This window comes from Sandaracinus amylolyticus, from assembly GCF_021631985.1.
Taxonomy (GTDB): Bacteria; Myxococcota_A; Polyangia; order Polyangiales; family Sandaracinaceae; genus Sandaracinus; species Sandaracinus amylolyticus_A.
Genome location: NZ_CP070225.1, coordinates 10710210 through 10722956 on the forward strand (window position 1 = coordinate 10710210; position 12747 = coordinate 10722956).

A 12747-nucleotide genomic window follows, 5' to 3' on the forward strand; every position below is an offset into this window, starting at 1 on the left:
TCCGTCAGCGTCGGCGCGCGAGCAGCGCGAGCGCGATCACGATCCACACGAGCGAGCCGTCGCGGGTGGTGCCGATCGCGCACTGCATCCCTCCGCGCGGCACTGCGACGCCACGCGGGCTCTCGTCGACGCGCACTTCGATCGTCGATGCGCCGATCGCGACGCCGTTCGCCTCGCCTTCGATCACGAGGTGCTCGCCCGCGGGTGCGTCGATGGTGAACGCCGCGTCGGCGCGGCCGTGCGCGATCGCGGCGCGCGCGAGCACGCGACCGTTCGCGCGCAGCACGAGCTCCCCGCCGTGCACCTGCTCGCCCGCGACGTCGATCACGCGCACGATCGCGTGCACGTCGGTCGCGCGGGGCAGCGCGATCGTGCGGGTGAGCGAGACCGCGCTCCTCGCTGGATCGATCGTGCGCGCCACGTCGGGCGCGAGGCGCGCGTCGAGCCACCGATCGAGGCGGAGCACGCCCGCGCCGCGGGTGTCGGTCCACGCGTCGGTCGCGTCGGCCGTGGTCGTGAGGAGCGCGCGATCGCGCGCGAGATCGGCGGGTGCGGTCGAGAGCGCGAGCGCGTACGCGCCCGCGACGACTGCGGCGGCGGCCGAGCTCCCTTCGATCACCAGGTGGGTCTCGTCGACGCGTCGACGATCGAGCACGGGGCGCGAGCCGCCGATCAGGTTCCAGGGATCGTCGGGCTCGAGATCGCTCGAGAGCGCGGCCGCGAAGAAGCCTCCGGGCGCGATCACGTCGGGGCGCGCCTGGCCGGTGGCCGAGGGCCCGCGCGCCGAGAACGCCGCGCTCCCGTCGTCGCGCGCCTCGAGCGAGAGCTCGCCGTGCCGCGCTCGCGCGATCGACGCGCCGACCGCGATCAGCTCGGGCGAGGTCGCGGGGATCGTGACCGACTCGCCGGGGACGACGTGCAGCCCTTCGAGCGCGGGCGTGCCGAGCGTGGGCCCGAGGTGGGCATCGACGATCCACGCATCGAACGGCGCGTCGCGTCCCGTGACGACGAGCTGGTAGTCGCCCGCGTGCAGCACTGCGTTCGTGCCGCCACCACCGATCACCGCGCGCACCGCGTCGGGATCGCGCGCGTCGAGCAGCAGATATCCGCCGGCGTGCGCAGTCATCGCGAGCTCGCCGTCGCGCGCCCGCAGCGAGGCTCCGTTCGGCGCGATCCACGACACGTCGCGCGCGCCGCGCACCACGATCGCGACCCAGTGCTCGCCGTCGGTGCGCGGCGTCGGCACGTGGACCCCGATGCGCGCCGGCGCGCCCGGCAGCGCGCGCCCGGTCGCGTGGATCGCGCGGTCCCCGTCGTTGCCCGCGGCGACGATCAGCGCGTGTCCTTCGCGCGCGATCGCGGTGAGCGCGCGCGAGAGCGGCTCGTCGCCGTCGTGCGTTCCGTCGTGCCCGCCGAGTGCGAGCAGCGCGACGGTGCGCGAGGGATCCTCGGCGAGCGCGAAGCAGAGCTCGGCGCCGCGCGCGACGTCGTCGTCCTCGAAGCCCGCGGCATCGGCGCGCAGCGCGCGCACGACGATCAGCGAGGCGCGTGGTGCCACGCCGGCGAGCGGACCGGGCTCGTCTCCGTCGCTGTCGTCTCCCGCGGCGATCGATGCGATCGCGGTGCCGTGGCCGTGGCGGTCGCCGGGCAGCGGTGTGCCCGCCGCGAGCGCGGCGTCGATGCGTGTGCTCGCGTGGATCGCGACGCCGTGGCGCGCCTCGAGCTCGGCGTGATCGCCGGTCGGCGTGGAGGACTCGAGATCGACGAGCCAGCGGATGCGCGTGTGTCCCTCGGCGTCGCGCAGGTCGCGATGTCGTGCGTCGACCCCGGTGTCGATCACGCAGATCGTCGCGCCCTCACCGAGCGTGCCGTGGCGGGACCACGCGAGCGGTGCGCCTGCAGCGTCGGACGCCGAGAGCAGCGGCTGGCGCGGATAACGCGGCGCATCGAGCGCACGCATCAGACGCGGGGGCTGCGCGCGCGCCGTGCCCGACATCAGCACGAGCGCGACGGCGACGGCGAGCCGCGCGCGCATCAGCGCTTCGACTTCTTCGGCGGCGTCGCGCGCAGCACCTCGATCGTCTTCTCGAGGCGGCGCGCGCGCGTCACCGCGACGAAGTGCTGGCCGTCTCGCGGACTCATCGCCGCGAAGTGGCCGCCATGCGGCACCGGCTCGAGCGCTGCGGTGAAGCGCTGCATCGAGCCGATGTCTACCACGTCGGCTGACGACCTCAGCGGCGCGCGCGACGGCGCCGGCGGCGCTTCATCACGGTCTCGCCGTCGCCCTCGGGGTGCGCTGCCTCGGCGTGGAGATCGGGCATCTTCTGGCCGCGCGCGGCGTGCTCGAGCTCGAAGAGCTGCACCGCCTCTTCGAAGAAGTCGCGGCGCGTGAGCGGCGCGTGGCGCCCGGCGCGCAGGCGTCGCTGCGAGCCGATGATCGCGCGCATGCGCTCCTTCATGCGGCGCGGCACCGCGAGCGACTCGGTGACCTCGTGCATGAAGTCTTCGTAGGCGACGCTGGGATCCTTCGCGCCCTCGATCGCCTCTTCGATCGGACCGAGCAGCAGCGCGCCGAGCAGCACCGAGTCGCTGGGCACGCGCTTGTTGCGCACGGCCGCGTCGATCGCGTCGAGGCGTCCCCAGAGCAGCTTCGAGCGCGGCGCGTCGTCGTCGAGGAACGACGCGAGCTCGGGCAGCACCACCGAGAGCACGCCCATCTCCCACGCCAGCCAGATCGAGCGGTGCGCCGCGCCGCCGCGCAGGAGCCGCAGGATCTCCTCGAGCAGGCGGGGCTTCGCGGCCTTCAGGAGCTCCTCGCGCTGCGCGACCATCGCGTCGTAGCAGTCGGGATCGATGCCGAGATCGAGGCGCGCCGAGAACTTGATCGCGCGCAGGATGCGCACCGGATCTTCGCGGAACCGCACGTCGGGCAGGCCGATCGTGTTGATCGCGCGGCGCTCGAGATCGCGCAGGCCGCCGACGTAGTCGATCACCTCGCCGCGCTCGACGTCGTAGAAGAGCCCGTTGATCGTGAAGTCGCGGCGCAGCGCGTCCTCGTGCGGCTCACCGAAGACGTTGTCGTTGCGGATGAGCAGGTCCGCGTCGTCGTCGCGCGCCTTCATCGCGGGGCGCAGCACGGTCGGCACGTCGAGCTCACCGCTCTCGATCGCCTCGCGTGCCTCCTCGGCCTCCGCGACGAACGTGTCCTCGTCGGCCGCGGCCGTGGGATCGCGGCGGAACGTGGCGGTCTCGATGACCTTCCCGCCGCCGAAGAGGATGTGCGCGAGCCGGAAGCGACGGCCGATGATCCGGCAGTTGCGGAAGAGCTGCTTGACCTCGTGCGGCCGCGCGCTGGTCGCGACGTCGAAGTCCTTCGCCTTGCGGCCGAGGAGCAGGTCGCGGACGCAGCCGCCGACGAGGTAGGCGCGGAAGCCGTTGCGGTGCAGGCGGCGCAGCACCTTGAGCGCGTCCTCGTCGAGGTGCTCCGAGGGGAACGCGCGGCGATGGATCGTCGGCTTGGGGCCGGTGGTCGGGAGCGGCGGGAGCTCGGGGACGCGCGTGGGCGCGGATCGCGGATCACGATCGCGCGGGCGATCGCGGCGGTCCCGATCGCGCTCCCGCTGGCGCGTCGCGCGATCCGCGGCGCGCAGCTCGCGGACGATCGCGAGGTCGGCCTCGGTCACGGCGTCGGGATCGCCGTACGCGAAGAGCTCCGCGCGCTCGCTCGGGGCGAGCTCGGTCTGCGCGATCTCGCTCGGCGCCACGTCGGGCTCCGGTGCCTCGATCTCGACGACCGCGGTCTCGACCAGGAGCGCGACCTCGGCCGCGACGATCTCGGGCTCGGAGGGCGCGGCCTCGATCGCATCGGGCTCGGCGGCGGCGATCGGCGGCGGGCGGCGGCTGCGACGGCGGCGCTCGGCGGGGCGGGGCGCCTCGGGCGCGGCCTCGGCGACCTCCGCCGCTTCGGCAGGCGCGTCGGCGATCTCTTCGACGGGCTTCTTGCGGCGCGTGCGCTTCTTCTTCGCAGGCTCGGCCGCTTCGGCGACGGGTTCGGCCGCGGGCGGGGGAGGGCGGCGGCTTCGCGATCGTCGCGCGCGGGGCACGCCGTTGGTCACCGACGAAGAGCCGTTCGCATCGCGCTCGCCTGCCGCTGCTTCGTTCGACGCGTCGTCGGACGCCAGGTCAGCGCGCGGGTCGGGCTCGGGGTTCGAGGAATCCATGAATCGGGTCAGCCCGTTCGCCGACGTCTCGGCGACAGCACGATCCCCGCGTTTCCCGCGCTCCGAAACAGCACCTTCGGCCGAACGGGGCGAACCGGACCCGGCGGGGAATGCGGGGCCAGACCGACCTGTAGCAGTGCTCCGTTCCGGGGGCAACGGGCCCCGATCCTGCTCGGACGTGGAGGCCGTTCGCGATCGATCGGGAAAATCAGCGTGATTTCGCATGATTGCGCGCTCGCCCCAGCGCGGCTCGGCCGGGGCGGCGGCCCGCTCCCCCTCGCCCAACGGCGGGCACGCTCGCGATCTTGGACCCCCGGCGAGCTCAGCCCAGCGTCTTCCGGAAACGGGTCGCGGCGAGCGCCGCGAGCGTCCCGCCGATCGCCGCGAGCGCGAGGATCTCGGGCAGCACGTCCTCGGGCCCCGCGCCGCGCAGCAGCACCGCGCGCATCGCGATCGCGTAGTGCCGGAGCGGGTTCACCAGCGTGAGCGGCTGCAGCCACGAGGGCATCGCGTGGATGGGCGTCATGATCCCGGAGAGCAGCGCCGCCGGGAGCATGAAGAGGAAGCCGCCCATGAACGCCTGCTGCTGGGTGCGGCTGATCGTCGAGATGAGCAGGCCCGCGCTCAGCGTCGCGACGAGATAGAGAAGCGTCACGCCCGAGAGCAGCACGAGCGAGCCGCGGATCGGCATGTCGAACGCGTACGCGCCGACCGCCATCGCGAGGCCGAAGTCGAAGAGACCGATCGCCGCGAAGGGGAGCATCTTGCCCGCGATGAGCACGGGCGGGCGCACCGGCGTGACGAGCACCTGCTCGAGCGTGCCGCTCTCGCGCTCTCGGGCGAGGCCCATCGCGGTGATGATCGTCGTCACGACGAGCAGGAGCATCGCCATGATGCCGGGCACCATGTAGACGGGCGTGCGGAGGCGCGGGTTGTAGAGGACGCGCGCCTCGAGCGTGGGCGGCGGCGTGAAGCGCGGCGCGGATGCGCCGAGGCGCGCGAGGCGCTCGCCGATCGCTTCGCGGGCCGCGACCTGCGAGAAGCGCGACGCGGCGTTGGCGGCGACGCTGCTCTTGTTGGGGTTCGTGCCGTCGACGATCACCTGCACCGCGGCGGGCTCGCCCTGCACGCCGCGCGCGATGCGCCGCGCGAAGTCCTGCTCGATCACGACTGCGGCCGCGGCACGGCCGGTGACCAGCGCGCGCGCGGCCTCGTCGGCGGTGAGCGCTTCGCCCGCGAGCTCGAGCGTGCGATCGGCGAGCAGGCGCTGCACGAACGTGCGCGACGCGGCGCTGCGATCGTGATCGACGACGACGGTGGGGACGCGATCGATCTCGAAGCTCACCGCGTTGCCGAAGATGACGAGCTGCAGGACCGGCGCCGCGATGAGCAGCACCATCATGCGCTTGTCGCGCAGGGTCTGGCACACCTCCTTGGTCACCACGGCGCGGAGCGCGGCGAGCATCACGCGATCTCCCGCTTGAAGCGGCGCGTCGCGATCGCGAGCACGACCGTCGCGAAGATGGCGAGCGCGAGCACGTCGCCCCAGAGCTCGGCGAAGCCGTTGCCGCGCAGGAGCACGCCGCGCAGCGCGTCGATGAAGTAGCGCGCGGGCACGACGTTCGAGATCACCTGGAGCGGCAGCGGCATGTTCTCGATCGGGAAGAGGAACCCCGAGAGCAACATCGAGGGGAGCATCGAGCTCATCGTGGCGACCTGGGTCGCGACCATCTGGTTCTGGGTGACGACGCTGATCAGCAGGCCCTGGCCGAGCATGCCGACGAGGAAGAGCAGCGCGCACACGCCGAGCGCGACGGGATCGCCGCGCATCGGGACGTCGAAGATCCACGCGCCCGATGCGAGCACGAGCAGCACCGCGATCGCGCCGAGCCCGAGGTAGGGCAGCAGCTTGCCGACGACGATCTCGAGGCGCGACACCGGCGTCGCGAAGAGCTGCTGCATCGAGCCGCGCTCCCACTCGCGCGCGACCGTGAGCGCGGTGAGCAGCACCGCGACGATCGCGAGCACGTACGCGGCGAGGCCGGGGACGAGGTAGAGGGCGGAGCGCGCCTGCGGGTTGAACCAGGTGATGACGCGGGTGTCGATCGGTGGCGTAGCGCGCGCGCCACGTGCCGCGAGATCACCGCCGATCACCGCGACCAGCGCGTCGACCTTCGCGAGCACGTTGGTCGCGGTGCTGTTGTCGGCGCCGTCGACGAGGAGCTGGAGCTCGGTGGCGCGGCCCGCACCGAGATCGTCGGCGAACCCGCGCGGGATGATCAGCGCGGCCGCGGCGTCGCCGGTGACGAAGAGGTGCTCGGCCTCGTCGGGATCGGAGACGCGCGCGACCTCGATCAGCTCGCCGCTCGCGATCATGCGGCGCACCAGCTCGCGCGAGGCGGCGGTGCCGTCCTGATCGACGACGACCAGTGGGATGTCGTCGAGATCGAAGCTCACGCCGAACCCGAAGAGCACGAGCATCACGACCGGCATCCCGAGCGCGAGGTAGAGCGTGCGCACGTCGCGCAGGACGTGGAGCACCTCCTTGTGCGCGATCGCGAGGACGCGGGTGAGCGTCCGGTTCACGCGCTCGCTCCTCGGATTCGATTCTCGGTGCCCGCATCGGCGGCGGCGAGGAAGACGTCCTCGAGCGTTGGCGTGATGCGCTCGATCGAGCGGATCGTCGCGCCGCTCGACGCGAGGATCGCGCGCAGCTCTTCGACGACGGCCGCGTCGTCGCTCGCGCGCGCGGCGTCGATGCGCACGTGGAGGCCGGTGCCGAAGCCGTCGGCGCCGATCACGCCTTCGTGGGCGCGCAGCGCGGGGAGCGCGCGGGAGAGCAGCGTGCCCTCGACGCGCAACATCGTGCCGGGGACGAGATCGCGCTTGAGCGCGGCGGGCGTGTCGAGCGCGACGAGCTTGCCCGCGACCATCAGGCCGATGCGCGCGCAGTACTCGGCCTCGTCCATGTAGTGCGTGGTGACGAACACCGTCGTGCCCTCGCGCGCGAGGCCGCGGATGAGCGTCCAGAAGTCGCGGCGCGAGCTGGGATCGACGCCCGCGGTGGGCTCGTCGAGGAAGACGATGCCCGGGCGATGGAGGAGCGCGGAGCCGAGCGCGAGGCGCTGGCGCAGACCGCCGGGCAGCGAGCCGGTGAGGTCGTCCTGGTGGGCGCGCATGCCGACGTGATCGAGGACCTCGTCGATGCGGGCGCGGAGCGCCTTGCCGCTCGCGCCGTAGATGCCGCCGAAGAACTCGAGGTTGTCGCGAACCGTGAGGTCGAGATAGAGCGAGAACTTCTGCGACATGTACCCGATGCCGCGCTTCACCTTCTCGGGCTCGCGCGCGACGTCGGCGCCCGCGACGATCGCGGTGCCCGCGGTGGGAGAGAGCAGGCCGCAGAGCATGCGGATCGTCGTCGACTTCCCCGCGCCGTTCGCGCCGAGATAGCCGAAGATCTCGCCGCGCTCGACGTGGAACGAGACGTCGTCGACCGCCTTGAACGCGCCGAAGTGCTTGGCGAGATGGCGGACGGTGATCGCGTGGTCGGTCATGCGGCGCTCCGTTCTGCGAGCGCGACCTTCGCGAGGAACACGTCTTCGAACGCCGGCTGCGCGGGCGAGAGGCTCGCGCCCGCGGCGCGCACTGCATCCGCGACGTGATCGCTCGCGCCGGGCGCGATGACGACGCGCAGCTGCGCGCCCGCGGGCGAGCTCGCGAGCACCTCGGGGAGCGACGCGAGGATCGTGTGCACGGCCTCGCGATCCCCGCCGACCACCTCGGCGGTCGGACACTCGAGATCGCGCACCAGCACGTTGGGATCGCCCTCGCTGAGCACGCGCCCCTGATGCACCAGCGCGACGCGATGACAGCGCGACGCCTCGTCCATGTAGGGCGTCGAGACGAGCACGGTCATGCCCTGATCGACGAGCTCGTAGACGAGCTCCCAGAGCTCGCGGCGCGAGACGGGATCGATGCCGTTCGTCGGCTCGTCCATCAGCAGCACCTCGGGCTGATGGAGGAGCGCGCACATCAGCGCGAGCTTCTTGTACATGCCGCCCGAGAGCGCGTCGGCGCGTCGCGCGGTGAACGCGCCGAGGCGCGTGATCGAGAGCAGTCGCTCGCGTCGCTCGAGGTACTGCGCGCGCGACAGGCAGAAGAGCTTCGAGAAGAACTGCATGTTCTCCTCGATCGAGAGATCGCCGTAGAGGCTGTGCTCCTGCGGCATCAGACCGAGCGCGTCGCGCACCTTCTGTGCGCCGTGCCAGGGGTCCTGTCCGAGCACGCGCACCATGCCGCTCGTCGGGCGCACCAGGCCCGCGATCATGCGCATCGTCGTGGTCTTGCCCGCGGCGTCGGGACCGACGAGCCCGAAGAGCTCGCCGCGCCGCACCTCGAGCGAGAGCCCGCGCACCGCGTGCACCGGCGCCTTCTTGGTCCCGAAGTCGCGCACGAGATCGCGCGCGTCGATCGTAATTCCAAGACCGCTCATCGCAGGGTCACCTGCACCGGCATGCCGGGGCGCAAGCGGCGCTCGGGGTTCGGCACCGCGACCTCGATCGCGTAGACGAGGCGATCGCGATCGGTGCGCGTCTGGATGTTGCGCGGCGTGAACTCCGCCTCGTTCGCGACGGTGATCACCCGGCCCGCGAAGCGCTGATCGGGCCACGCGTCCGCGACCACCTCGGCCTCGCGATCGGTGCGCGCCTGCGAGAGCTCGGCGTTCGGCAGGTAGAACGTCGCGCGCACCTCCGAGAGATCGACGAGGCGCACGACGATCGCGCCCGGCGTCACGATCTCGCCGGCCTCGTAGTAGACCTCCTCGAGCACTCCGTCGCGCGGCGCGCGCACCACGCACTCGTCGACCGCGATGCGCGCGAGATCGCGCAGCGCCTCGAACGCGCCGAGGGTGCTCGCCGCTGCGCGTGCTTGTGCGTCCGCGGCCTCGACCTGGGTGCGTGCGACGCCGATCTGCGCGCGCGTGGCGCGGCTCTGGGCGCGCGCCGCTTCGACCTCGGTCTCCGCGCCGCTCGCCTGCGACTGAGCCATGTCGCGGGCCTGCGCCGATGCCGCGGGCCCGAGGCTCGCGACGCGAGCCGCTTCGCGCGCGTACGTCTCCTGCTGCACCGACGCCGCGGAGATCCGGACCTCCGCCGCACGCGCCGCCGCGCTCGCGGCCACGGTGCTGCGCGACGCGGTCTGCACCGCGGCCGTCGCGCCCGCGAGCTGCGCGCGCGCTGCTTCGATCCGCGCCTCCGCTTCCGCGAGCCGCGCGCGCTCCTGCATGCAGTCGAGCTCGAGCAGCGCATCGCCCGCGTGCACCTCGGCGCCCTCTCGCGCCTGCAGCCGCACGATGCGACCCGAGATGCGCGAGCCCACGTCGACCGCGACCGCCTCGACCACGCCCGCGCCGCCCGGCGGGCCGCTCTGCGCCTCGCGTTGCGCGCGGATGCGGAGCGTGAGGGCGAGCACGAGGAGAAGGACGAGGACGGTGCCGGCAGCGACGACGCGCTTCATGTCCGGCCCGCTTCGCAACCCTCGTGCCTCTCACGCGGGAGCCGGTTTTCTCGCGCGAGCAGCTCGATCTGTCGGGGGTGCCGGACGGCGTGCGCCGGATCTCCGGACGCCTCGAGCGCCATGATCCCCGTGTGATCTCGCGAATGGCGGGTGGCTCGTGGTTTGCTCAGGCCGTGACCGGAGCCCCGCGTCCTTTGCAAGCACCTGCATCGCACCCCCGCACCCTCGAGGAGCGCGCGAAGGCGCTCGACGATCTCGAGCAGGTCGCGAGCTCGCGCGTCGTGGGCGAGATCATCGCGCATCGACGCAAGCTCTGGCCCGTCGGGCTCGCGATCATGATCGCGCTGCTCTGGATGGGCCCCGCGGTCTGGCGGTGGACGCTGATCGCGCTCGCGATCCTCTCGATCGCGTCGCTCGGGTACTTCGAGCGCCGCGCGTGGAAGGACGGACGCCTGAGCCCTCGACAGATGCTCGCGACCGCGTGGATCAGCGGGATCGCGCAGCTCCTCGTGGTGTTCGTGCTCGGCGGGCTCGCGGGCCCGATCGCGGTCGCGCTGCCGCTGATCGCGGTGGTGATGAACCTGATCGCGCCGACGCGCTTCGGGATGATCTTCGTGAGCTTCGTGCAGGTGCCCGCGGTCTGGGCGTTCGCCGCGATCCAGACGAGCGGCGTGCTGCCCGATCTGGTCCCGAGCGCGTGGGGCGGGCTCTTCGCGGCGCCGGGTACGCCGGGGCCGGGCCCGTGGATCGCCGCGGCGTTCCTCTCGTTCGTGCTGCTCGGCGGGATGGCGATCGGGCGCACGCTGCGCACCGTGCTCATGCAGCTCCTGCGCGAGCAGGTCGAGGATCGCGATCGCGAGCTCGAGATGTACGAGGAGACGACGCGCGCGCTCTCGCAGATGACCGCGGAGATCGCGCACGAGCTGAAGAACCCGCTCGCGAGCATCAAGGGCCTCGCGGCGCTGGTGCGCAAGGACCTGGGCGGACAGACCGCGGAGCGCATGGACGTGCTCCGGCGCGAGGTCGATCGCCTGCAGCTCATCCTCGACGAGTTCCTCAGCTACTCGCGCCCGCTGGTCCCGATCGACGAGGAGCACGTCGACCTCCACGCGCTCACGCGCGAGGTGCTCGAGCTGCACGAGGGCATCGCGCGGCAGCGCGACGTGAGGCTCGTCGCGCCGGAAGGCGAGCTGCATCTCCGGTGCGATCCGAGGAAGATCAAGCGCGTGCTGATCAACCTGGTGCAGAACGCGATCGAGGCGAGCCCGCGCGACGGAGAAGTGCGGGTGGTGATCGAGCGCGACGGACCGAACGCGCGCATCGAGGTGCTCGACGAGGGCACGGGGATCGCGAGCGGCGCCGACGAGAAGCTGTTCACGGTCGGCTTCACCACCAAGGACGAGGGCACGGGGATCGGGCTCGCGCTCGCGCGCGGTCTCGCGCGGCAGCACGGCGGGGATCTCACGCTCGAGAATCGTGTCGATGGGCGCGGCTGCGTCGCCACGCTGGTGCTCCCGCCCGCGCCGATCGTCGCGCAGGAGGCTGCGTCGTGACCCGCGCGATGGTCGTCGACGACGACGCCGGCGTTCGCTACACGCTGCGCGGCTTCCTCGAGGACGCGGGGCTCGACGTCGACGAGGCGAAGGACGGAGCGGAGGCGCTCGCGCGGCTCGAAGATCACGCGCTCGTGATCACCGACCTGCGCATGCCGCGCATGGACGGCATGGAGCTGCTGCGCCGCATCAAGGCGCGCCCCGATTCGCCGGTCGTCGTGATGATCACGGCGCAGGGCTCGGAGCGTCAGGCCGTCGACGCGATGAAGCTCGGCGCGTTCGACTACTTCAAGAAGCCCTTCGAGCCCGACGAGCTGCTCGCGGTGGTGCGCCGCGCGCTCGAGAGCGCGACGCTGCGCGCCGACAACACGCGCCTCGCGGGCGAGCTCAACCTCGCGCGCACGATGGTGTTCGAGAGCGCGCCGATGAGCCGCCTCGCGGTGCTGGTGCAGCGCGTCGCGCCGCGCGACGTGACGGTGCTGATCACCGGCGAGAGCGGCACCGGCAAGGAGCGCGTCGCCGAGGCGATCGTGCGCGCGTCGTCGCGCCGCGATCGTCCCTACGTGCGCTTCAACTGCGCGGCGATCACGCCCGACCTCGCCGAGGCCGAGCTCTTCGGGCACGCGAAGGGCGCGTTCACCGGCGCGCATCGCACGCGCGCCGGGCTCTTCCGCGAGGCCGACGGCGGCACGCTGCTGCTCGACGAGATCGGCGAGATGGACGGACGCACGCAGGCGAAGCTGCTGCGCGTGCTGCAAGAAGGCGAGGTCCGTCCGGTGGGCGAGGATCGCCCGGTGGCGGTCGACGTGCGCATCGTCGCGGCGACGCATCGCGATCTCGCGCAGCTCGTGAGCGAAGGGAAATTCCGCGAGGATCTGCTCTATCGACTGAAGGTCGTGCACCTCTCGGTGCCGCCGCTGCGCGAGCGTCCCGACGACGTGCCGATGCTCTTCCGGCACTTCCTCGACCGCTACGAGGAGCGCTTCGGCACCGGACCGCTGCGGGTGCCCGACGGAGTGATGGAGCGGCTCGTCGCGTATCGCTGGCCGGGCAACGTGCGCGAGCTCGAGAACGCGGTGGAGAGCCTCGTCGCGCTCTCGAGCGAGGGCGAGATCGATCCTTCGCTGCTCCCCGACGCGGGCGCGCCGAGCGCGAGCGCGCCGACGAGCGCGGGCCTCAAGGAGCGCGTCGAGGCCTACGAGCGCGGGCTGATCGTCGCCGCGCTCAAGGAGTGCGGCGGCAATCGCAGCGAGGCCGCGCGCAGGCTCGGCATCTCGCGCGCGACGCTGCACGAGAAGCTCAACAAGTACGGCCTCGGCAGCAGCGAGGAGTAGCTCGCACGCGACTTGCTCTGCGCGAACGTGTGTCGCACCGAGCCAGAACATCATCCTTCTTCGTCGTCGCGAGCTCGTTGTGCACGCTCGCGCTCGTCCTCGACCCCACGTCCGCGCGGGCGT

10 protein-coding genes are annotated in these 12747 nt (G+C 72.4%); 2 read left to right on the top strand and 8 right to left on the bottom strand.

Annotated features, from left to right (window positions below):
- Positions 1–4 precede the first annotated feature (4 nt).
- From I5071_RS45530 to I5071_RS45565, 8 genes are all read right to left on the bottom strand, one after another.
- Positions 5–2035, bottom strand: coding sequence for a S8 family serine peptidase (locus tag I5071_RS45530; RefSeq protein WP_236519735.1), 2031 nt, complete (start codon positions 2033–2035; stop codon positions 5–7).
- Positions 2035–2199, bottom strand: coding sequence for a hypothetical protein (locus I5071_RS45535; protein ID WP_236519736.1), 165 nt, complete (start codon positions 2197–2199; stop codon positions 2035–2037). The genes I5071_RS45530 and I5071_RS45535 overlap by 1 nt, the downstream gene beginning before the upstream one ends.
- 32 nt (positions 2200–2231) lie before the next feature.
- The gene (locus I5071_RS45540; protein ID WP_236519737.1) at positions 2232–4220 is read right to left on the bottom strand and encodes a poly(A) polymerase; all 1989 of its coding nucleotides are present in this window, start codon (positions 4218–4220) and stop codon (positions 2232–2234) included.
- A gap of 322 nt (positions 4221–4542) precedes the next feature.
- Positions 4543–5685, bottom strand: coding sequence for an ABC transporter permease (locus tag I5071_RS45545; protein ID WP_236519738.1), 1143 nt, complete (start codon positions 5683–5685; stop codon positions 4543–4545).
- Complete coding sequence (locus tag I5071_RS45550; protein WP_236519739.1) at positions 5685–6806, bottom strand: ABC transporter permease; 1122 nt, start codon at positions 6804–6806, stop codon at positions 5685–5687. The genes I5071_RS45545 and I5071_RS45550 overlap by 1 nt, the downstream gene beginning before the upstream one ends.
- Positions 6803–7774 carry an ABC transporter ATP-binding protein gene (locus I5071_RS45555; protein WP_236519741.1) on the bottom strand — a complete coding sequence of 324 codons (972 nt, stop codon included), beginning with the start codon at positions 7772–7774 and terminating at the stop codon, positions 6803–6805. Before I5071_RS45555 ends, I5071_RS45550 begins: the two co-directional genes overlap by 4 nt.
- Complete coding sequence (locus I5071_RS45560) at positions 7771–8712, bottom strand: ABC transporter ATP-binding protein (RefSeq protein ID WP_236519742.1); 942 nt, start codon at positions 8710–8712, stop codon at positions 7771–7773. The genes I5071_RS45555 and I5071_RS45560 overlap by 4 nt, the downstream gene beginning before the upstream one ends.
- The gene (locus I5071_RS45565) at positions 8709–9737 is read right to left on the bottom strand and encodes an HlyD family secretion protein (RefSeq protein WP_236519743.1); all 1029 of its coding nucleotides are present in this window, start codon (positions 9735–9737) and stop codon (positions 8709–8711) included. The genes I5071_RS45560 and I5071_RS45565 overlap by 4 nt, the downstream gene beginning before the upstream one ends.
- Positions 9738–9931: 194 nt before the next feature.
- Between I5071_RS45565 and I5071_RS45570 the strand changes: the two genes are divergently transcribed.
- On the top strand, positions 9932–11290 hold the full coding sequence (locus tag I5071_RS45570) for an ATP-binding protein (RefSeq protein WP_236519745.1): 1359 nt from the start codon (positions 9932–9934) through the stop codon (positions 11288–11290).
- Between the two features lie 8 nt (positions 11291–11298).
- Positions 11299–12624, top strand: a complete 1326-nt coding sequence (locus tag I5071_RS45575; protein WP_236607740.1) for a sigma-54-dependent transcriptional regulator — start codon at positions 11299–11301, stop codon at positions 12622–12624.
- Positions 12625–12747: the final 123 nt, after the last annotated feature.

Coding starts and splice junctions, on each gene's coding strand:
- I5071_RS45530 (WP_236519735.1), bottom strand. CDS start 2,035: ATGCGCGCGCGGCTCGCCGTCGCCGTCGCGCTCGTGCTGATGTCGGGC.
- I5071_RS45535 (WP_236519736.1), bottom strand. CDS start 2,199: ATGCAGCGCTTCACCGCAGCGCTCGAGCCGGTGCCGCATGGCGGCCAC.
- I5071_RS45540 (WP_236519737.1), bottom strand. CDS start 4,220: ATGGATTCCTCGAACCCCGAGCCCGACCCGCGCGCTGACCTGGCGTCC.
- I5071_RS45545 (WP_236519738.1), bottom strand. CDS start 5,685: ATGCTCGCCGCGCTCCGCGCCGTGGTGACCAAGGAGGTGTGCCAGACC.
- I5071_RS45555 (WP_236519741.1), bottom strand. CDS start 7,774: ATGACCGACCACGCGATCACCGTCCGCCATCTCGCCAAGCACTTCGGC.
- I5071_RS45560 (WP_236519742.1), bottom strand. CDS start 8,712: ATGAGCGGTCTTGGAATTACGATCGACGCGCGCGATCTCGTGCGCGAC.
- I5071_RS45565 (WP_236519743.1), bottom strand. CDS start 9,737: ATGAAGCGCGTCGTCGCTGCCGGCACCGTCCTCGTCCTTCTCCTCGTG.
- I5071_RS45575 (WP_236607740.1), top strand. CDS start 11,299: ATGGTCGTCGACGACGACGCCGGCGTTCGCTACACGCTGCGCGGCTTC.